The sequence below is a fragment of the Mycolicibacterium sp. TUM20985 genome (assembly GCF_030295745.1).
GTDB lineage: Bacteria > Actinomycetota > Actinomycetes > Mycobacteriales > Mycobacteriaceae > Mycobacterium.
In genome coordinates, this window is sequence record NZ_AP027291.1 from 1424186 (window position 1) to 1444175 (window position 19990).

General features: G+C 68.6%; 18 protein-coding genes and 1 pseudogene. 7 read left to right on the plus strand and 12 right to left on the minus strand.

Translation table 11 applies throughout. From position 1 onward, the window contains the following. Window position 1 precedes the first annotated feature (1 nt). From QUE68_RS07045 to QUE68_RS07055, 3 genes are read right to left on the minus strand one after another with little or no spacing between them, the layout of a single operon-like run. Complete coding sequence (locus QUE68_RS07045; protein ID WP_284225257.1) at window positions 2-1360, minus strand: FAD-binding oxidoreductase; 1359 nt, start codon at window positions 1358-1360, stop codon at window positions 2-4. After that, window positions 1357-4773, minus strand: coding sequence for a TM0106 family RecB-like putative nuclease (locus tag QUE68_RS07050; RefSeq protein ID WP_286275759.1), 3417 nt, complete (start codon window positions 4771-4773; stop codon window positions 1357-1359). Before QUE68_RS07050 ends, QUE68_RS07045 begins: the two co-directional genes overlap by 4 nt. Window positions 4774-4819: 46 nt before the next feature. Further along, window positions 4820-5335, minus strand: coding sequence for an LppP/LprE family lipoprotein (locus QUE68_RS07055; protein ID WP_284230729.1), 516 nt, complete (start codon window positions 5333-5335; stop codon window positions 4820-4822). 134 nt (window positions 5336-5469) lie between these two features. Here QUE68_RS07055 and QUE68_RS07060 point away from each other — a divergent pair, with 134 nt between their 5' ends. Next, a complete protein-coding gene (locus tag QUE68_RS07060) occupies window positions 5470-7149 on the plus strand; it encodes a DEAD/DEAH box helicase (RefSeq protein WP_284225258.1) in 1680 nt (559 codons plus the stop codon). A 38-nt stretch (window positions 7150-7187) separates the two neighbouring features. Further along, window positions 7188-8291 (plus strand): acyltransferase family protein, encoded by a 1104-nt coding sequence (locus QUE68_RS07065; RefSeq protein ID WP_286275347.1) that lies wholly within the window; start codon window positions 7188-7190, stop codon window positions 8289-8291. 9 nt (window positions 8292-8300) lie between these two features. Here the strand turns inward: QUE68_RS07065 and QUE68_RS07070 are convergent. The 4 genes and pseudogenes from QUE68_RS07070 to QUE68_RS07085 form a co-directional block, all read right to left on the minus strand. Further along, window positions 8301-8846: pseudogene (locus QUE68_RS07070) on the minus strand (TetR/AcrR family transcriptional regulator); the annotation flags it as partial. Then, a complete protein-coding gene (locus QUE68_RS07075) occupies window positions 8846-10081 on the minus strand; it encodes a cytochrome P450 (protein ID WP_286275348.1) in 1236 nt (411 codons plus the stop codon). The gene QUE68_RS07075 and the pseudogene QUE68_RS07070, both read right to left, overlap by 1 nt. A gap of 59 nt (window positions 10082-10140) precedes the next feature. After that, window positions 10141-10530 (minus strand): nuclear transport factor 2 family protein, encoded by a 390-nt coding sequence (locus tag QUE68_RS07080; RefSeq protein WP_284225263.1) that lies wholly within the window; start codon window positions 10528-10530, stop codon window positions 10141-10143. Beyond that, window positions 10527-11006: a DUF3237 domain-containing protein gene (locus tag QUE68_RS07085; RefSeq protein ID WP_286275349.1), complete on the minus strand. Its 480-nt coding sequence runs from the start codon at window positions 11004-11006 to the stop codon at window positions 10527-10529. The genes QUE68_RS07080 and QUE68_RS07085 overlap by 4 nt, the downstream gene beginning before the upstream one ends. Before the next feature lie 117 nt (window positions 11007-11123). Here QUE68_RS07085 and QUE68_RS07090 point away from each other — a divergent pair, with 117 nt between their 5' ends. After that, window positions 11124-11771: a winged helix-turn-helix transcriptional regulator gene (locus QUE68_RS07090; protein ID WP_284225266.1), complete on the plus strand. Its 648-nt coding sequence runs from the start codon at window positions 11124-11126 to the stop codon at window positions 11769-11771. 10 nt (window positions 11772-11781) lie between these two features. Here QUE68_RS07090 and tap read toward each other — a convergent pair whose 3' ends face one another. Further along, entirely contained in the window at window positions 11782-13014 is a 1233-nt protein-coding gene (gene tap, locus QUE68_RS07095; RefSeq protein ID WP_286275350.1) for a multidrug efflux MFS transporter Tap, read from the minus strand. Window positions 13015-13089: 75 nt separating this feature from the next. Here tap and QUE68_RS07100 point away from each other — a divergent pair, with 75 nt between their 5' ends. Next, window positions 13090-13941, plus strand: a complete 852-nt coding sequence (locus QUE68_RS07100; protein WP_286275351.1) for a uracil-DNA glycosylase — start codon at window positions 13090-13092, stop codon at window positions 13939-13941. 3 nt (window positions 13942-13944) lie between these two features. After that, window positions 13945-14997 (plus strand): LLM class flavin-dependent oxidoreductase, encoded by a 1053-nt coding sequence (locus QUE68_RS07105; RefSeq protein WP_286275352.1) that lies wholly within the window; start codon window positions 13945-13947, stop codon window positions 14995-14997. On the opposite strand, the gene QUE68_RS07110 is transcribed toward QUE68_RS07105, so the two are convergent. Further along, window positions 14994-15440, minus strand: a complete 447-nt coding sequence (locus tag QUE68_RS07110; protein WP_284233341.1) for a nitroreductase family deazaflavin-dependent oxidoreductase — start codon at window positions 15438-15440, stop codon at window positions 14994-14996. The genes QUE68_RS07105 and QUE68_RS07110 overlap by 4 nt on opposite strands. A 42-nt stretch (window positions 15441-15482) precedes the next feature. Beyond that, window positions 15483-15905 carry an HIT family protein gene (locus QUE68_RS07115; protein ID WP_284233343.1) on the minus strand — a complete coding sequence of 141 codons (423 nt, stop codon included), beginning with the start codon at window positions 15903-15905 and terminating at the stop codon, window positions 15483-15485. A 44-nt stretch (window positions 15906-15949) separates the two neighbouring features. Here QUE68_RS07115 and QUE68_RS07120 point away from each other — a divergent pair, with 44 nt between their 5' ends. Continuing rightward, window positions 15950-17341, plus strand: a complete 1392-nt coding sequence (locus QUE68_RS07120; RefSeq protein WP_286275353.1) for an amidase — start codon at window positions 15950-15952, stop codon at window positions 17339-17341. Between the two features lie 3 nt (window positions 17342-17344). On the opposite strand, the gene QUE68_RS07125 is transcribed toward QUE68_RS07120, so the two are convergent. Both QUE68_RS07125 and QUE68_RS07130 read right to left on the minus strand, forming a co-directional pair. After that, entirely contained in the window at window positions 17345-18259 is a 915-nt protein-coding gene (locus tag QUE68_RS07125) for a hypothetical protein (RefSeq protein ID WP_286275354.1), read from the minus strand. Between the two features lie 66 nt (window positions 18260-18325). After that, window positions 18326-18808: a DNA-deoxyinosine glycosylase gene (locus QUE68_RS07130; protein WP_286275355.1), complete on the minus strand. Its 483-nt coding sequence runs from the start codon at window positions 18806-18808 to the stop codon at window positions 18326-18328. 39 nt (window positions 18809-18847) lie between these two features. On the opposite strand from QUE68_RS07130, the gene QUE68_RS07135 reads away from it, so the two are divergent. Next, on the plus strand, window positions 18848-19990 hold the full coding sequence (locus QUE68_RS07135) for an adenylate/guanylate cyclase domain-containing protein (protein WP_286275356.1): 1143 nt from the start codon (window positions 18848-18850) through the stop codon (window positions 19988-19990).

Here is a 19990-nt window from a genome sequence, read left to right on the forward strand (position 1 = left end):
GTCAGCTGAAGAGCACCGCGGCGTTCAGCCGACCGGCGGGATCGAACGCCGCCTTCAGAGCGCGCATTGCGGCGACGTCGGCGTCGGTGCGCGACATCGTCAGGTAGTCCCGCTTGCGGGAGCCCACCCCGTGCTCGGAACTGACGTTGCCGCGACAGCGGGCGATCAATGACATCATCGCCGAGTACAGGACCCGTTCGGCCTCCGGGTCGAGTACGCAGCGCACCAGGTTGAGGTGCAGGTTGCCCTCACCAACGTGGCCGAACAGTACCGGGATGGCGTCTGGCGCGTGTTCGGCGACCAGCTCGGTGGCGGCGGTGGCGAACCCGGCGATCATCGAAAGTGGTAGCGAAACATCGAATTTCAGCGGTGGACCGTATACCCCCAGCACGTCGGCGACGGCCTCGCGGACCTGCCACAGGCGGTATTGGGTCGCGGTGTCGACTCCGACGGCGGGTTCGCCGGCGAGGTCCGCGCCGTCGAGGAGGTCGGCCAGTCGTTCGGTGGGGTCGACGTCACCCGCCAACTCGATGAGCAGTTGCCACGCGCCGTCGACCGCTGCACCGACACCCGCGTGTTCGGCGGTCAGCGCACTGGCACGCGCGTCGATCAGCTCCAGCGCGGCGATGCCGTCGGCGTCGCGGAACGCCCGCCCGGTCTCGAGGAGGGCGTCGAGGTCGTCGAATCCGACGATCGCAGTAACGCGATGCGCCGCAACGGGATACAGCCGCAGATCCAGGCCCGTGATCACGCCGAGGGTGCCCTCGGCGCCGACGAACAGGGACGCCAGGTCGTAACCCGTGTTGTCGCTGCGCACTTCGCTGTGGCGGCGCACCACCGATCCGTCGGCGAGCGCCACGTCGAGGCCGAGGACCTGCTCGCCCATGTTGCCGTAGCGCACGGTGCGCAGACCGCCGGCGTTCGTCGACGCCATCCCGCCCACGGTCGCCGAGTCGCGGGCCGCGAGGTCCACGCCGAACACCAGGCCGGCGTCGGCGGCGGCACGCTGTACGGCGGCGAGTGTGGCGCCCGCACTGGCGCGGAGACGGCGTTCGACGGTGTCGACCCCGCCGATGTCGGTCAGTCGCTCAGTCGAGAGCAGGACGTCGTCGTGCTCGGGAACCGTGCCTGCGACCAGTGACGTCCGGCCGCCCTGCACGGTGACGTAGGCCCCCGCCGCGTGGCACGCCTGCAGGACGGCGGCGACCTCGTCGTCGGAGCCCGGCCGCACCAGCGCCTCTGCCCGGCCGCGGTAGCGCCCGGTGTAGTCCACACAACGGCCGGCCAGGACGTCGGCGTCGGTGCTGACGTACCTGGCGCCGACGATCGCCGCGAGCCGGTCGGTCAGTGTCGCAGTCACTCCGAGGGTGTATCACACGCCGACAGCGACAGAAACGCGCCGAGATCGATCAAGCCGTCCGGGGTGGCCGGCAGGTAGTCCGTCAACAGCGTCGACCGGACGATGATTGCCGCGTACTTGGCCCGGCTCACCGCGACGTTGAGCCGATTCCGGTTGAGCAGGAACGAGATTCCGCGCGGTACGTCGTCGGCGGAGGACGCGGTCATCGACACGAACACCACCGGTGCCTGCCTGCCCTGGAACTTGTCGACGGTGCCGACCTCGACGTCGGTCAGGCTCGCGGCGTCGAGCTGCCGCCGCAAAATGACCACCTGCGCGTTGTACGGCGTGACGACCAAGACGTGCCCCTGGCCCAGCGGCGCCGTGCCCTCCTCGTCGGTCCACGGCGTGCCGAGCAGGCGTTGGATCTCGGCGACGATCGCCGCGGCTTCCTCCGGGCTGTCGGTCGAGTTGCCGTCGTGGTCGATCTCCAGCACGCGCACGCCGGGGGGCACGCCGTCCAGTCGGCGCGCACCGCTGACCTCCGTCTTGGCGTGCAGCCGGCCGTCGTAGGACAGCCGAGACACCGGATCGCACACCGCGGGGTGCATGCGGTAGGACAGCTCGAGGAAGTAGCCGCGAGCGGGTGGCAGCGTGTGGTGGCCGTCCACCAGCCAGCCCAGCGCCGAATGGTCGACGGGCTCGGGATGGGTGCCTTGGCTGACCTGCGGGAGCTGCTGCGGGTCGCCGAGCAGCAGCAGGTTCTCGGCGGCGGTCGCTACCGCGATGGTGTTGGCGAGGCTGTACTGGCCCGCCTCCTCGACGACCAGGAGGTCGAGCGCGCCACGGGGGACGCGGCCGGCGTTGGCGAAGTCCCAGGCCGTGCCGCCGATCACGCCACCCGCGGGATCGGCGATGAAGGCGGCGTAGTCCTTCTCGGCGATGTCTCGCCATGGCGCGTTCGGGCTCTTCTTCTTGCCGACCCGGTCCGGTGCCACCCCGGCCTCGATGACGCAGCCGAGCAGGTTCTCGATGACCGCGTGCGACTGCGCGACCACGCCGATGCGCCAGTGGTGGTGGTTGACCAGCCGGCTGATCACCTGGGCGGAGGTGAAGGTCTTGCCGGTACCGGGCGGCCCGTGCACCGCGAGATACGACGAGTCGAGGTCGAGCAGGGCGGCGGCGATGTCGGCGGCGACGTCGTCGGTGCGGGGCAGTGCGGCGCCGCTGACGGTGCGTGGCGGTCGGCGCAGCAGGAGGTCGATGATCGCGTCGGCGGGCAGGTTCGGCAGCCCGGCGCCGATCAGCATCGCGGTCGCCTCGAGGGATTCCCGAAGTGGCTTGGTGCTGATCGGCGGTCCGGGGGTCAGCGCGAACGGCATGGCGGCGAACACGTCACCGTCCTTGGGCTGCTTCTCGACGATCAGCGCCTCCGTGGGCGCCTCGGGGTTGTCGCAGTCGATCACCTCGACGCTGGCGAACCCGCGCCGGTCGGGGTCATCGGCCAAACCGGCGGGGGCCGGCGGCTCGTACAGGGCGTACATGGTCCGGCCCAGTCCACCGGTGGCGATCTCTCCGAAGAGGCGGACGTGCCGTTGCGGCTTGCGGGCCCGTGGCGGCTGGTGCCAGTCGGCGACGATCTCCTGGCGGTCTGCGATGAACACGTCGCCGTTGTCGGCCCATTCGTCGACGGGGTTGTTGACCCGGTCGAAGTGGGCCCACCAGAACGGTTTGTCCTCCCGTTTGTGATAGCCCCTTGCGGCCGCGACCATCGCGACGGCGGTCTGCTCGGGCGTGCGCGGCTCCACGCCGTCGCCGGCGAACCTCATCAGCGTCCGCTCCAGCCCGTCGGCAGTCTCCACGGCTTCCTCCGCCGCCGCGTCGCGCACCCGTTGCGGTCCGCGCGGGGGGACCTCGGATTCGATCGCGCGCGCCACCAGCCAGTCGCGGAGCCGCCGCGTCGACCGGCAGTCGTACCGGTTGTAATCCTCGATCTCCTTCAGCACGATCGCCGCATCGTGCTCCTTGCCCTCGTCGCGCAGCGCGCAGTAACGGGCGTATTGCGTGATGGAGTCCGTCGCGGTGGTCACCTCACCGGTGCGCAGTTCGTTGCCCATGTACAGCGGCTCGAGATACTTGATGCTATAGCTCTCCGTACCGACCCGAATGCTCTTGCGCACCAACGGATACAGATCGACCAGAACGCCGTTGCGCAGCAGTTCGTCGACGTCGTTCTCGCCGACGCCGTATCTCCCGGCCAGGCGCAGCAGCGTGCTCTTCTCGTACGCGGCGTAGTGGTACACGTGCATGCCGGGGTGCTTCTTGCGGCGCTTGCGCACCATGGCCAGGAAGTCGACGAGGGCCTGGCGCTCGCTGGCCCGGTCATGCGCCCAGAAGGGAGTGAACTCATCGGTGCTCGACAGCACGCCCCACAGGTATTCCAGACCCCACTCGCGGCCGTTGAGCGTCCACAGCGGGTCACCCTCGAAGTCGAAGAACAGGTCACCCCTGTCGGCGTCGGGCAGCACCATCAGGGGCTGGGCGTCCACCACCTCGTAGGGCGGTTTGACGTTGCCATTCTGGATGATTCGGTCGGCGACCTGCAGCCGGGCCTGCGCGGTGAGGGCCTTCACCGTTCGCGCGGACAGCTCGGGCACCGCGCCGTCGAGGTCGGCGAGGTCGTGCATCGTGGTGATGCCTGCGTCGAGCAGGCGGGCGCGTTGGCTCACCCGCATGCCGGCGACCAGCAGCAGGTCGTCGCGGGCCCGGACCTCGACACTGCACTCCGGACAGCGGAAGCAGGCGCGGACGTGCTCGTCGTCCCAGCTGACCGGCCGGTCGCGAGCGAGGTGCTCGTCGAGCAGCCGCTCCAACGCAACGCGACGCGGCAGGTACACCGGCAGCAGGTCGTCGACCCGGTAGCTCGCGGCGGTGCCGTCGCCGAGGACCAACTCGACCTCGTCGGCCACCGGAATGCCGCTGCGCGCCAGCGTGTCCGCGTACGCCGCCAGCTGCAGCAGGGCCTCCACCTTCACCGAGCGGGCGAGCTTGGTGTCGCGCAACAGGTACCGGTCACCATCCAGCACCAAGAAGTCGGCGAAGCCCACGAAGCGGCCGTCGAACATCGCCGCCTGGTAGATGACCGGGGCCCGGCTCTCGACGGCCCGCATCGTCTGATCGGACGCGGCGCGCAGGCCCGCGGCGGTGTACCGCGGGCGGCCGATGACCGTGACGTCGCCGAACTCGGCGCGTAGGTCGTCGAGCTGTCGGCGCTCGTGCTCGTCGCCGAGAGTGGACGTACGGGCGAGGAGTTCGTCCTCGACGAGGATCTGCGGGCTGCGCCCGAGTTTCGCGTCGAACGCCCGCAGCAGCGCGTATTCGCACCGGGCCGCGGCGGCGAGGTCGGACGCGCTGTAGACGACGTCCTCTGCCATGACGAACACGACTCCGACTGTAGGTCAGGGGTCCGACGTCGAGCCGCTAGCCCGTGTTGCCGATCAGCTCGACGCCGTTGCCGTTCCAGCGGAACCGCACCACGCTCTTGAGTCCGCTGGCCTCGTTGAGGTACATCAGGGCGATCGTGTCACCGGTGGTGACCGACTCGTCGAGACCGTTGAAGCCATAGGTGTCCGGCACGCCGGTGGGGATGACCTTGCCGAGGTGGAACAGCACGGCTCGGGTGTTCGGGTTGTCAGCGTTGGTGTTGGCCTTGATGACGATCGCAGACAGCGGCGCGCACTCGTTGTAGTTGCCCGCCAGCGGTTCCGAGTTCCACGGCTGGCCGCTGCGCGGATCGCGCGGCAGCTCGGATACGGCCTTGGCGATCTCGGGCGCGGCGAGGTTGATCGCGCACGGGTCGGCGGGCGCCGGGGCCGGGGATGGGCCGGAGGCCACCGTCGGCGCGGGGGCGGGAGGCGGCGTCTGCACCGGCGCCACGGGTGCCTCGGGTGTCTTCGACACCGTCGAATCGCTCGCCCCGCAGCCGGTCAGCACCATCGCCACCGCCGGGACCGCGAACCACCACCGGCACCTCACTGGACCCTCACGGTGGGCCACGGTACCGGCTGTAGATGGCACCGCGGCTGACAACATGGGAGGGGGGCTACGACTACCCGTAGACTGACCAACCGATGAGCTCTGATGAAACCGACGCGACGAGCGCCGAAGTAACCTTCGCTGACCTGCAGATTCACCCATCGGTGCTGCGGGCCCTGGCCGACGTCGGGTATGAGTCGCCGTCGGCCATCCAGGCCGCCACGATTCCGCCGATGATGGCGGGCTCCGACGTCGTCGGCCTGGCGCAGACCGGAACGGGTAAGACGGCGGCGTTCGCCATCCCGATCCTGTCGCGGATCGACACCTCCAGCCGCACCACGCAGGCCCTGGTACTGGCTCCGACGCGCGAGTTGGCGCTGCAGGTCGCCGAGGCGTTCAGCCGGTACGGCGCCCACCTGCCGGTGAACGTGCTGCCCATCTATGGCGGCTCGTCGTACGGCCCGCAGCTCGCCGGACTGAAGCGTGGCGCGCAGGTCGTGGTCGGCACGCCCGGCCGGGTGATCGACCACCTCGAGAAGGGCAGCCTCGACGTCTCGCACCTGGACTACATGGTGCTCGACGAGGCCGACGAGATGCTGCAGATGGGCTTCGCCGAGGACGTCGAACGCATCTTGGCCGAGACGCCCGAATACAAGCAGGTGGCGTTGTTCTCGGCAACCATGCCGCCGGCGATCCGCAAGATCACCAACAAGTATCTGCACGACCCCGTCCAGGTGACGGTCAAGTCGAAGACCGCCACGGCGGAGAACATCTCGCAGCGCTACATCCAGGTCGCCGGTCCGCGGAAGATGGACGCGCTCACGCGGCTGCTCGAGGTGGAACCGTTCGAGGCGATGATCGTGTTCGTCCGGACCAAGCAGGCCACCGAGGAGGTCGCCGAGAAGCTGCGGGCGCGCGGGTTCTCAGCCGCGGCGATCAACGGTGACATCGCCCAGGCGGTGCGCGAGCGCACCATCAGCCAGCTGAAGGACGGCACGATCGACATCCTGATCGCCACCGACGTGGCGGCGCGCGGGTTGGACGTCGAGCGCATCTCGCACGTGCTCAACTACGACATCCCGCACGATCCCGAGTCCTACGTGCACCGCATCGGGCGCACCGGCCGGGCCGGGCGCTCCGGCGCGGCCGTGCTGTTCGTCACGCCGCGGGAGAAGCACCTGCTGCACTCGATCGAGCGCGTGTCCCGGCAGAAACTCGTCGAGTCCCAGCTGCCGTCGGTCGACGACGTCAACGACAAGCGGGTGGAGAAATTCCGCGAGTCGATCACCGAGGCGCTGAACGCCCCGGGAATCGAGTTGTTCCGCAAGCTGATCGAGGGTTACGAGCGCGACCACGACGTTCCGACGGCCGAGATCGCCGCCGCGCTGGCGGTGCAGAGCCGCGGCGGCGGTGAGTTCTTGATGACCGAGCCGCCCCCCGAGAAGCGGCGCGAGCGGCCTGACCGCGACTCGGGTGCCGACGGCCCGCCGCGCAAGCGCCGCGACAACGTCCGCAGCGATTTGGCGACCTACCGCATCGCGGTGGGCAAGCGGCACAAGGTCGGTCCCGGATCGATCGTCGGGGCGATCGCCAACGAAGGTGGCTTGCACCGCAGCGACTTCGGGCACATCACCATCAAGATGGACCACTCGCTGGTCGAGTTGCCCGCCAAGCTGTCCAACGAAACGCTGAAGAAGCTCGAGCACACCCGCATCTCGGGCGTGCTGATCAACCTCCAACAAGATCGCGGACCGAGCCACCACACCTCGAAGTGACGCGGCGGGAGGACCCTGACGTAGGCGGTCTCGAGTCGGTGAGCTCGGGCCGCGTCGCCTCCCTGACGGGAATCCGCGCCGTCGCGGCGCTCCTGGTGATGCTCACGCATGCGGCGTACACGACCGGCAAGTACACCCACGGCTACGTCGGACTGGTGTACTCCCGCATGGAGATCGGCGTCCCGATCTTCTTCGTGCTGTCCGGTTTCCTGTTGTTCACACCGTGGGTGCGCGCGGCCGCCGAGGCCGGCCCACCACCGTCGCTGCGCCGCTACGCGTGGCACCGGGTGCGGCGCATCATGCCCGCCTACGTCATCACGGTGCTGGCGGCGTACCTGCTGTACCACTTCCGCACGGCGGGACCGAATCCCGGGCACACGTGGATGGGGTTGTTCCGCAACCTGACGCTGACGCAGATCTACACCGACGAGTACCTGTTCTCCTACCTGCACCAGGGCTTGACGCAGATGTGGAGTCTCGCCGTCGAGGCGGCCTTCTACGTCGCGCTGCCGCTGCTGGCGCACCTCCTGCTGGTGGTGCTGTGCAGGCGCCGGTGGCAACCCGCGCGGTTGGTCGCGGGGCTGGTCGCACTCGCCCTGATCTCCCCGGTGTGGCTGGTGTTGGTGCACACCACCGACTTCCTGCCCGACGGTGCGCCGCTCTGGTTGCCCACGTACCTGATGTGGTTCGTCGGCGGAATGCTGCTCGCCGCACTGCTCCCGCTGGGTGTGAAGGCCTACGCGATGGTGTGCGTTCCGCTGGCGCTGGCCTGCTACTTCATCGTCTCGACACCGCTCGCCGGGGCGCCGACCACGTCACCGTCCGAACTCCGCGAGGGACTGCTCAAGACGCTGTTCTACGCCGTCATCTCCACGCTGCTGGTGGCGCCACTGGCATTGCGGGGAACCGACGGTGTCGGCGGCTGGTACGGCCGGGTGCTGGCGAGCCGGCCGATGGTGTTCCTCGGCGAGATCTCCTATGAGATCTTCCTGATCCACCTCGTCACCATGGAATTGGTGATGGTCGAGATTCTGCGCTTCCCGATCTACACCGGATCGATGTTCTGGCTGTTCGTGGTCACGCTGGCGGTCACCGTGCCGCTGGCGTGGCTGTTGCACCGCGTCACGCGCGTGCGCTCCTAGCACCCGCCCCACCGCCGGGATCACGAACTCCTCGAGCATCGCCCGCTCCTCGGCGTCATCGCGACCGGGAAAGACCAGCAGCGAGACCATCACCCGCACCAGCCAGCGCGCCCGTGACTCCACGTCGTCGAGGCCCAGCGAGCGCAGGAACGCCTCGGTCAGCGCCTGAATCACCTCCGAGCGTTCGGCCATCTCGCCGCCGAGCGGCCGCTGGCCCGCCGCGAACCAGGAGGACAGGGCCGGACTCTCGCGGACGCCGCGCAACGCCGCGAGGACACCGTCGGTCAAGCGGTCGCCCGGCGCCTTGCCGGCGTCGTCTCGGTGGCCCAGTTCGCGGAACATCCTCTGGGTCTCCCGGTGCACATAGGCGGTGTGCAGGGCGTCACGGTTTTCGTAGTAGCGGTACACCGTCGCCCGGGAACATCCTGCTGCCCTGGCGATTTCGTTCATTCCGACACTGGCGGCATCCCGCCTCGTGAACAGCTGCTCCGCGGCGTCGAGGATGCGGTCGGCGGCTACCTCCGAGCGGCGGTCGGCCAGCCAGTCGGCGGCCACTAGCCGACCCGGAACGGGATCGACAGCGGCCGTCGCACGTAAGCGCCGCCGGCCCAGACGATTCCGTCCTCGTCGATCTCGAAGTCGGGAATCCGGGCCAGGAGTTCCTCCAGTGCGACGCGTGACTGCATGCGGGCGGCCGCGGCGCCGAGGCAGTGATGTGCGCCGTGGCTGAAGGTGAGGATGTTGCGAGGTCTGCGCGTCACGTCGAGTTCGCCTGCACCGTAACCGTATTGGCGTTCGTCGCGGTTGCCGGAGCCGTACAGGAACATCACGCGACGGCCCTCGGGAATCGTGGTGTCACCGATGGTGACGTCGCGGGTCACCGTGCGGCCGAGCATCTGCACCGGAGAGGTGAGTCGGAGGAACTCGTCGATGGAATCGCCGATCAGATCGGGGTTCTCGACCAACAGGGCGCGTTGATCGGGCCGCCGATGCAACAGCTGTACCGTGCCGCCGAGCATCCCGGTGGTGGTGTCGTTGCCACCGGTGACCATCGTGAAGGTGAACGCCAGGATGGAGAGCACACCGGCGATGTCACCGTCGGCGCCCACGCCCGCGGCGACCAGATGCGAGACGGTGTCGTCGCCCGGCTCGACGCGGCGACGTTCGATTAGCGCGGTGAAGTACGACATCATTGCGCCCAGCGCATCGCCGAGTGTGCCCAGGGCGCCGCCGATCCCACCGTCGGCGGTGTTGGCGGCGACGATCGCGTCGGTCCACCCGTCGAACTGGTCGCGGTCCTCCTCGGGAACGCCGAGATAATGCGCCACGACCATCGACGGCAGCGGTTTGAACAAGTCGGTGACGATATCGCCGCCGCCGGTGGACCTGAGGCGTTCGATTCGTTCGATCACGTACTCGCGGACCTTTGGTTCGACGGCCTCGACCTGCCGCGGAGTGAACCCTCGCGAGACGAGCTTGCGGAACTCGGTGTGCACCGGCGGATCCTGCATCACCATCGGCGGGTTGTCGGCCAGCCCGATCATCTCGAGCTCGCCGTAGTTCACGGTCAGCCCCTGCGCCGAACTGAACGTCTGGTGATCCCGGGCCGCCGCGAAGATGTCCGCGTGACGTGACAGCACGTAGTAGTCGTGATCGGGGTTGGGCGGGACGACGTGGTGCACCGGATCGTGGTCCCGCAGCGTCCGGTACATCGGCCACGGGTCGGCCCAGGTCGCCGCGGTGGGCAGTTCGAAGTGGGCCGACGGATTATGAGACACAAGCACCGACATGTCTCATCAGTACGACAAATGCGAAGTGTTGTCAACAGTCTGCCCCCAATCCAGCAGCGTCAACCGGCGAGTGCCCGCTCGAACTGCACGCCGTCGATGAAGGTGTCCTTGCGGACGACCTGCCAGTCCGCCGTGGTGGTCACTAGGTCCATGCAGTGCCATTCAGCCGGCGCGCCCGCCGGAGTGCGGCACGTCAACGTCCAGTCCAAGATCCAGTGCCGTGGACCGAACACCGTGCGATGGACCTCGAAACCGAAGCCGGGTAGCGCCTCGAACATCGTTGCGAAGGCGTCCCGCACCGGCCCCGAGCCCTCGACCGCCGGTTGGCCGTGGTGCACCCAGAACGTCGTCTCGGGGGCGTGCAGGGCGATGATTGCGTCGGGATCGCGAACCGCCCACGCCGCGAGATAGCGCTCGTGGAGTTCGGCCAGGGATGCTGGTCGGCTCATCGGACTGCGAAGACGCGATAGTGGACCTCGGTCAGCGACACCTGATTGATGGCGACGGTGTGGATGGCGTTCAGCCAGCGGTAGCGCGGGTCGTCCGTGTCGAAGAGGGGGCTGGAGCGAGCCACCATCTCGTCGTGGCGGATGAGCTCGCCCGCAGCGAACCGTGCCGAGGCCGCAGGTGTCATCTGCACGCGACCGGTGTTCGTGAGGTGCACGTGCGCGCCGTCGTCGGTGCGCAGGGTCCCGCGTACGTCCAACCGGGCCACGTTGTCGCTGCCGAACAGGATCCAGTCGCCACCGCCGGGCAGGATGTCACCTGCGACGCGTGGGCCCTCGCAGCGACCGTGCGAGACGACGTAGGTCAACCGGGTACCGATCGGGGTGGCGAAGATCTGCACCGGTTCGAAGGCGATGCGGATGTCGAGCAGGTGCTCGAGCGTGGGGGTGGCGTCGATGTCGACCAGACTGCTTGTCACGGTGAACCTTTCGAACTACTGCGATGAAATGGATCGTGGTGGTCTTCAGGTTAGGTTCATAACTTGGAAAAAACAAGTATTAGGTTGGAAAAACAAATTGGAGCGTACGATGAGTCCATGCCATCCCGTTCCTACGGCCAGTACTGCGCAATCGCCAAGAGTCTCGACGTGATGGGCGATCGGTGGACGCTGCTCATCGTCCGTGAATTGCTGGACGGACCAAGGCGATACGGCGATTTGCTGTCGCGGCTCACACCCATTGCGACCGACATGCTGGCCGGAAGGTTGCGTCACATGGAGGCGCACGGATTGGTCCGCAAACGCGAACTGCCGCAGCCGGTGTCGGTGACCGTGTACGAACTCACCGACGATGGTCAGGCGTTGGAGGACGTCATCGATGCAATCGCGCGGTGGGGGCGCCCGCTTCTCGAGTCCCGAGGCCCCAGCGAAGTCGTGCGGCCCGAATGGCTGGTCCGCGCGGTGCGGGCCTACGTTCGGGCCGACCGCGGCGGTCCGCCAACGACCATCCAACTCGTCACGCCCGAGGGCCGTGTCACGGTCGTGATCAGTCCGGACGCAGTCGACGTCGTCGACGACGACGTCCGGCCCGATGTCACCCTGACCGGATCAGCCGAGTCACTCGCCGCGGCAATGGATCCGAGGCGCATCACGGAGTTGGTCGAGTCGGGCGTTCTGACGGTCGACGGTACCCCTCGCGCGGTGCGCCGGGCCGGAGGGCTCTTCGCGGTCCCGCGCGGGTCATGACACCTCCCCGTCAACCGGCCGGTTCGGGCTCCCTGTCCAACTGGCGTAGGGCAGGCAGGAACACAGCCACCACACCGAGCAGCAGCATGGGCAGCGACAGCGCGAGGAACGTCGTGTGCAGGCCGGCGGTGTCGGCGAGCGGCCCCGCGATGACCAGTCCCAGCGGGCCGGCGGCATAGGCGAGTGAACCCATCACCCCGACCACGCGTCCGCGCAGGTGAGCCGGCGCGCGGGTCTGCATGACGTAGTTGTAGATCGGGGCGATCGGCCCGTAGACGAAGCCGACGACCGCACACAGCACCAAGATCACCGGCAGGGGTGGCAGGAACGCGATGACGGTCATCGACACACCGAGAACCAGCAACGCGATCAGCATGATGGTCCGTCGGTTCGTGTACCGCGACAGCACCGCGTAGCCAAGCGCACCGATCAGACCGCCGACGCTCAAGGCCATCAGCACCCAACCCAGTTGCGCGGGCTCGTCGCGGTCGGTGAAGTACTTGGGGAACAGCACGCTCTCCATCGGCATGTACAGCCCCGTCGCGGCGAGGTCGACGAAGGCCAGCGTCCGCAGCACCGGTGTCCGCCAGACGAATCGGAGTCCCTCGACGATGCCCGCCCACACCTGAGGCAGGTGTTCGCGGTTCGGGTTGCCCGCACCCTCGAGTCGCAACACCGCGATGGCGGCGATGGACAACCCGAACGCCCCCGCCGTCACCCACATGGTGTCGATACCCCCGAGGGTCGTGATCAGCAGGCCGCCGATACCGGGTCCGACGATGTAGGCGAGGTTGAACACCGCCTCGTACACGCTGTTGGCATGATCCAGCGTCCATCCGGCGCGTTGGGCCGCCTCGGGGAGCATGGTCTCCCTGGCCGTCATCCCGGCAGGGTCGAAGAAGGCGCCCAGTGCGGCCAGGCCGGCCAGGACGGCGACGTCGATGGCGTCGACGCCGAAGGTCAGCGCGATCACTGGCACGGCGATCACCGACAACGCCGAGAGCGCGTCGGAGATCATCGACACCCGTCGGCGCCCGAGGTAGTCGACCGCGGCACCCGCGATCAGCGTGGCGACCAGCAGCGGCAGCGTGCCCGCCATCGCCACCACCGAGGCCTCGACGGCGGACCCGTTGCGCTGCAAGACCAGCCACGGAAACGCGACGAGCGAGATGCCGTTGCCCGCCCCGGCCGACAGGGCTGCGAAGAAGATCAGGAACAGCGGCCCACGGTTCTTGGTGATCATGAGTTATCGCGGCTGAATCTAGCAGCGTGCCTGCCCCGGCGGCGACGTAATTACCTGCACGTGCACAGTGGTGGCGTGACCTTGGCACATCCGCGAACGGGCGAGCCGTTCGATTCGCCCGTGCCCCCGGGGACCGGCTGGCCCGGTGATCCGGCCCTACCCGAGACGCCGGTGGCGACGACGCCCGCGTGGGTGCGGGCCCTGGCGAAGCGATGCGGCTCGGTCGATGCGCTGGACGCCGAGGTCAGCGTGTGCCGGGCGTGTCGGCGGTTGGTCGAGTGGCGCGAGAAGGTGGCGGTCGAGAAGCGCCGGTCCTTTGCCGACGAACCCTATTGGGGCAGGCCAGTTTCCGGTTTCGGTTCGGTCACACCGAAGATCCTCGTCGTGGGCCTCGCGCCGGCTGCCAACGGCGCCAATCGGACCGGCCGCGTGTTCACCGGCGACCGCAGCGGCGACTTCCTCTTCGCCGCGCTGCACCGCGCCGGCCTGGCGAGCTCACCACTGAGTGTCGATGCGGCAGACGGCCTGATGCTCAACGACACTCGCGTGGTGGCCGCCGTCCGCTGCGCGCCCCCGGACAACGCCCCCACGCCGGAGGAGCGTACGACGTGTGCACCCTGGCTGGATGCCGAGTGGCGGCTCGTCGGCCCCGGTGTGCGGGTGATCATCGCGCTGGGCGGGTTCGCCTGGCGGGTCGCGATCGACATGGTTCGCGCGGGCGGCGGGGTGGTCAGCAGGCCACTGCCCAAGTTCGGGCACCTGGCGGTCGCGATGCTCGGGGAGATCGCGCTGATCGGCTGCTATCACCCGAGCCAGCAGAACACCTTCACCGGACGCCTCACCCCGGCGATGCTCGACGAGGTCTTCGATACCGCCACACGAATCGCGGGGGTGGGGAACGATCGCGGCGGATCGGCGGTTGAATGAACCGTGCGCCTCTCGGTACTAGACCTCGTCCCCGTCCGCAGTGACCAGACCACCTCCGATGCCCTCGCGGCGACCGCGCGTCTCGCCAAGACCGCCGACGAGCTGGGCTACACGCGGTTCTGGGTGGCCGAGCACCACAACATGCCCGCGGTGGCGGCGACCAGTCCGCCGGTGGTCATCGCCTACCTCGCCGCCCAGACCACCCAGGTGCGGCTGGGCTCCGGCGGGGTGATGCTGCCCAACCACGCGCCGCTGGCGGTGGCCGAGCAGTTCGCGCTGCTCGAGGCGGCCGCGCCAGGGCGCATCGACCTCGGCATCGGCCGCGCACCGGGTTCGGATCCGGTGACGTCGATGGCGCTGCGCGGCGCGGCGGGCAGGGACGATTCGGACATCGAGAACTTCCCGCAATATCTGGACGACGTGGCCGCGCTGATGAGCACCACCGGCGTCAAGGTGGCGTTGCGCGGTCGCGGACTCCTCGATCAGAACTACGTGCTCAAGGCCACGCCCGCCGCCGCCAGCGAGCCACGGCTGTGGCTGCTCGGCTCGTCGTTGTACTCGGCCCACCTCGCCGCGGCGAAGGGCCTGCCGTACGTGTTCGCCCACCACTTCTCGGGTCAGGGCACCGAGGAGGCGCTCGACACCTATCGCTCGGAGTTCCGGCCGAGTGACCTCGCGGCCGAACCCACCACGTTCATGACGGTCAACGCCTCGGTCGCACCCACCAGCGAGGAGGCGATGGACCTGATGCTGCCGAATCTGCACATGATGGCCTTTCTGCGCACCGGTCAGCCGCTGCGCGCCCTCGACCTCGTAGAGGACGCAAGGGTCGTCGAACTGAGCCACCAGCAGCAGGCCATCGTCGGCGCCGGCCTGGAACGGGCCATCGTCGGTTCACCGACCGAGGCGGCTGACCAGATACGTTCTCTGGCAACCCATTTCGGCGTCGACGAGGTGATGGTCAACCCGGTCGGTTCGGCCTTCCGTGGCGTCGACCCCCGCACGGCGCCCGCGCGCGACGAGACGCTGGAACTGTTGGCCAAGGAGCTCTTCTAGGGCGTCAGCGCGATGATTGGGATCGGTCGGCTGGTTCGCTTCTGATATCCGTCGTAGCGCTGGGAGTTGTTGTCGTTGACCAACTTCCACAGCCGGGCGTAATCCGGGTCGTCGGGCCCGACGATCCGTGCCGTGGCGGGCATCCGCTTGGGCCCGATGTTGATCTCGACGTTCGGGTTCGCCTTCAGGTTGAAGTACCAACCGGGCGCCTTCGGGTCCCCGCCCTTCGAGGCGACGACGTGGTACGCCCCGCCGTCGAGGGCGTAGCTCAGCGCGTGCGTCCGCGCGATGCCCGTCTTGGCACCGACGGTGTGCAGCAGCAGAATCGGCGCCTGACCCGGAATCCGGTGGCCGATCCAGCCGTTGGTCTTGCGGTAGATCGCATCGTGGACCTTCAGCAGCGGTAGGCCGAGGTAACGCTCCCATACGGGCATGTTGCTCATGAGGGTCAGTCTGTCACCCGTTCGCCACGAGAGGCTTCCGCTCTAGTCGAGGCCGGCGAGCGCGTCGCGCAGAATGCGTGCAGTCGCTTCGCGGTCGGGATCGCGGCGGACCACCAGGCCCTTGGCGAAGGACAGTTTGTCCCCGGTCTTGCGAGGTGCCACGTGCAGATGGATGTGGAAGACGCTCTGGAACGCCGCCTTCCCGTCGTTGACGACGATGTTGTTGCCGTCGGCGTGCAGCTGCGACGCGCGGGCCGCTCGGCCGATGCGCTGGCCAATTCGGATCAGGCCGGCGACCGTGTCGGCGGGGGTGTCGGTCAGGTCGACGGTGTGCGCCTTGGGGATGACCAGCACGTGGCCACGGACGATGGGCCGGATGTCGAGGATGGCCAGGTAGTCGTCGTCGGTGTAGATGCGGAGGGCCGGCGCATCACCGGCGACGATGGCACAGAACACGCAGGGCATGGGGCCACCGTAGTAGCCCGGTCCGCGGGACTACCGTTGCGCGGGTGGACCCTCGCGAACTCGCCTTCACCGGCGCGGCCGAACAGGCGCGGCTGCTGGCCTCGGGCGCGGTCACGGCGCCTGCCCTGTTGGACGTGTACCTCGACCGGATCGCGCGACTCGACCGCGAGTTGCGTTCCTACCGCACCGTTCTCGCCGATAGCGCGCGCCGGGAGGCCGCTGCCGCACAGGACCGGCTGGACGCGGGTGAGCGCCTGCCCCTGCTCGGCGTGCCGGTCGCGATCAAGGATGACACCGACGTGGCGGGCGAAACGACCACCTACGGCAGCAGCGCGCACGGCCCGGCGCCCACCCACGATTCCGAGGTGGTGCGGCGCCTGCGCGAGGCGGGTGCCGTGATCCTCGGCAAGACGTCGGTGCCCGAACTGATGATTTGGCCGTTCACCGAGACCGTCACCTTCGGTGCCACGCGCAACCCATGGCGCACCGACGTCGCGCCGGGGGGCAGCAGCGGCGGAAGCGCCGCGGCGGTGGCGGCAGGTCTGGCCGCGCTCGCCTCGGGCTCCGACGGGATGGGCTCGATCCGGATCCCGTCGACGTGGTGCGGTCTGTTCGGGATCAAGCCGCAGCGCGACCGGATATCGCTGGCGCCGCACGAGGGGGCCTGGTCCGGGTTGAGCGTCTACGGCCCGATCGCCAGGACCGTCGAGGACGCGGCGCTGTTCCTCGACGTCACCTCGGCGCTGCCCGGCCCAGACGGTGGTTTCGTGGCGGCGGCCGCGCGGGAACCGGGACGGCTGCGAGTCGCCTTGAGCACCAAGGTGCCACCTCCGCTGACCGCCTGGGTCGGCAGGCCGCAGCGCGATGCGGTCCGCGAGGCGGGCGAGCTGCTGCGCGACCTCGGGCACGACGTGATTGAGCGGGATCCCGACTATCCACCGAGTGCTGTTCTCGGGCAAGCACTTCCGCGCTACTTCCGCGGTGTACACGACGATGCGGCGGCCCTCCCGCGACGCGAGCGGCTGGATCGTCGCACCCGTGCGTTCGCCAGGGTCGGTGCGCTGGTGTCGGATCGGCGGTTGGCGTCGATGCGCGTCGCTGAGGCGGACGTCACCGCCCGCGTCACCAGCATCTTCGACGACGTCGACGTGGTCCTCACTCCGGGCACCGCGATGGGGCCGTCCCGCATCGGTGCCTACCAACGTCGCGGCGCGATCTCGACACTGGCGTTGGTGGCGGCCCGGGTGCCGTTCCAGGCCATGTTCAACGTGACGGGCCAGCCCGCCGCGGTCGTGCCGTGGGGACTCGACGCGCATGGCGTTCCGACGTCGATCCAGTTGGTGGGCCGACCGTTCGACGAGTCGACCCTGCTGTCGCTGGGGGCACAGCTCGAGTCGGCGCGGCCGTGGGCGCACCGCCGTCCCCCGGTGAGCTGAGGACTAGCTGGTCGACACGGGTTGCGTAGGCGGCACGTCGGCCACGTGGCCGGTGGTCTCGCCGACACCGTCGAACAGCGCGGCGACGTCGTCGGGAACCGGTGCGAGGGCCGCTGCCGAGACGAACTGGCGGATGGTCGACCCGGTGCAACGTCCGTCGACGTTTCGCGCACCGAGCCCCGCCCTGATGTCGTCGATGTCGACTGTCCGGAAGTCGATCGAGAAGCGGGTCCGACCGCTGTCGTTCGGCACGTTCGATTGCAGGTGATGTCCGGAGAACTGGAGCATCCCACCGACCGGAGTGATGAGCACCGTGGCCGAGAACGGGTTCACCGTCTCGGTCGGTCCGGGGAGCGTGCGGGCGTCGCCACTGTCCTGGGCATGCCACACCAGGTGGTCGTACTCCTCGGAGCCGTTGGCGATCGCTTGGTTGAAGTACTCCGGGTGCAGAGCCAGCGCGTTGTCTTCGCTGACGTCGTACACCGGCATCCAGTAGTTGAGCTGTGCCAGCGGTGCGGAGTACCACGTGTCGCGGTGCGGCTGGCAGGTCAGCGCCAGACCGGTCGCCAGGTAGTCGTCGCTCGTCGAGATGCGTAGTCGCGGCGCGTCGAAGTACGTCGTCTCCGGGTCGCACCCGCGCTCGACGAGGAGTTGCTGGACCAGGCGACGGGTGTCGGGGTGATAGCGGAAGCGGGGCTCGAGCGCCTCGACGATGGCGGCGTATTCGGGGCCGGGAAGGTCGAACTGCGCCAGCTCGGGGTCGCGACCGCCGAACGCTTCGCTAATTAACGTTCTAGCAAATAGTACGAGGGAAGTCGCCGCCGCCGTGGGAGAGGTGACGTTGATGGCGCCGCCGTATATGTGCGCACGCCGCAAGGGACCGGCGACGGGCTGGTCGAACTGCACGGCGATGGGCACGGACGTGATCCTTGACTCGGTTGACGCTAACTTCAGCGTAGTCGCTCAGTATACCGAAAACTGGCGTTATACGACTTCGCGCCACCTGTCCAGCTTGTCGGCGAAGGTCATCGGCAAAGCACCGCTGCTCGACGGCAGTCGCACAGCGGGCAGGTCGGTCCGGACGTTTCGCTCGAACAGCTCGAATGCCGTCAACCCGTTGACGAAGATCCGCCGAATGCCGTCATGCTGGGTCAACAGGGGCCCGAGGTCATTGACCACCAGGGTCTTGCGGTCGATCTTTGCATCCAGGCTGCCCACTCGCCGGCATTGGTGGACGACGTCCCACAGCGCCACCCCATGCCCCGTCAGCACGTCGATTCTTTGCTCGTAGGGGAGATCGGCGTCGAACCCGAACAGCGTTCCCACGAGCGGCCAGAACTGGTTGCGCCGATTGGCGTAGTACTCACCCGCGAGCAATGACCGCTCGCTGGGGAACGACCCGAGCAGCAGGACCCGAGCGCCGTCGCCGACGACGGGTGGCAGGCCTTCGCGCAACGGTTGGGTCATCGAAGCGAATCCTCCCAGACCGTCGGCTACCTTGAGCCGGTGGGAGACGCGGCCGACACCCGGGATGACATCGAAGCATCGGGCCTGCTGGAGGGCCTCGAGGGCACGGCGCGCGCCGAACGGGCCGAGCTGATCGAATGGTTGTCGTCGCGAGGCTTCACGACCGAGCAGATCAGGGAGTCGTTCGCGCCGATGCTGCTGGCCACGCGCCGCGCCATGGGGGATGACGGCACGCTGGTGTCGGCCCGTCAGATCAGCGCGGACACCGGCCTCGATCTGCCATTGCTGCAACGCATGATGCGCGCGGTCGGATTACCCCGGGTGGACGATCCCGACGCCGTCGTCCTGCCGAAGTCCGACGGTGACGCATTCGGCAGCGCACGGAGGTTCCTGGAGCTGGGGATCACGCCGGATCAGGTGGTGCTCGTCCTCCAGGTCCTGGCCGAGGGGCTGACGCGGGCCGCGGACGTCATGCGGTATGCGGCGCTGGCCGCGGTGTTGCGCCCGGGCGCCACCGAGCTGGAGACCGCGATGGCCTCCGAGGCGTTGGTCGAACAGGTCGCCCCGCTACTCGCCCCGATGATCGCCGACACGCTGCGCCTCCAGCTGATGCACATCATGGAGACCGAGGCCGTCACCAATACCGAGCGCGCCGAGGGGATCCCGCTGCCCGGCGCGCGTCTGGTGACCGTCGCGTTCGCCGATCTGGTCGGGTTCACCCGGCTCGGCGAGGTCGTCCCGCCCGAGGACCTCGAGAGACTGGCGCATCGATTGGCCGATCTCGCCCGCGAGGTGGCGGTGCCTCCGGTCCGCTATGTCAAGAGCATCGGCGACGAGGTGATGTTGGTCAGCAGCGATCCCGTCGCGATGCTCGGCGCGGTCCTGGATCTGCTGCAGGCCACCGAGGCCGACGCGGACTTCCCGCGGTTGCGGGTGGGGCTGGCCACCGGAATGGCCGTCAGCCGCGCCGGTGACTGGTTCGGCAACTCGGTCAACCTGGCCAGCCGTGTGACGGGGGCGGCGCGGCCCGGCGCGATCCTGGTATCGGAGTCCACCCGTGAGGCGATCGGTGAGGTCGAAGGCATCGCGTGGTCGTTCGCGGGCGGGCGCCGCCTCAAGAACATCAAGGACGAGGTGAAGCTGTTCCGGGCCCGCAGGGCCGCCGAGCAGTCATCACCGTAG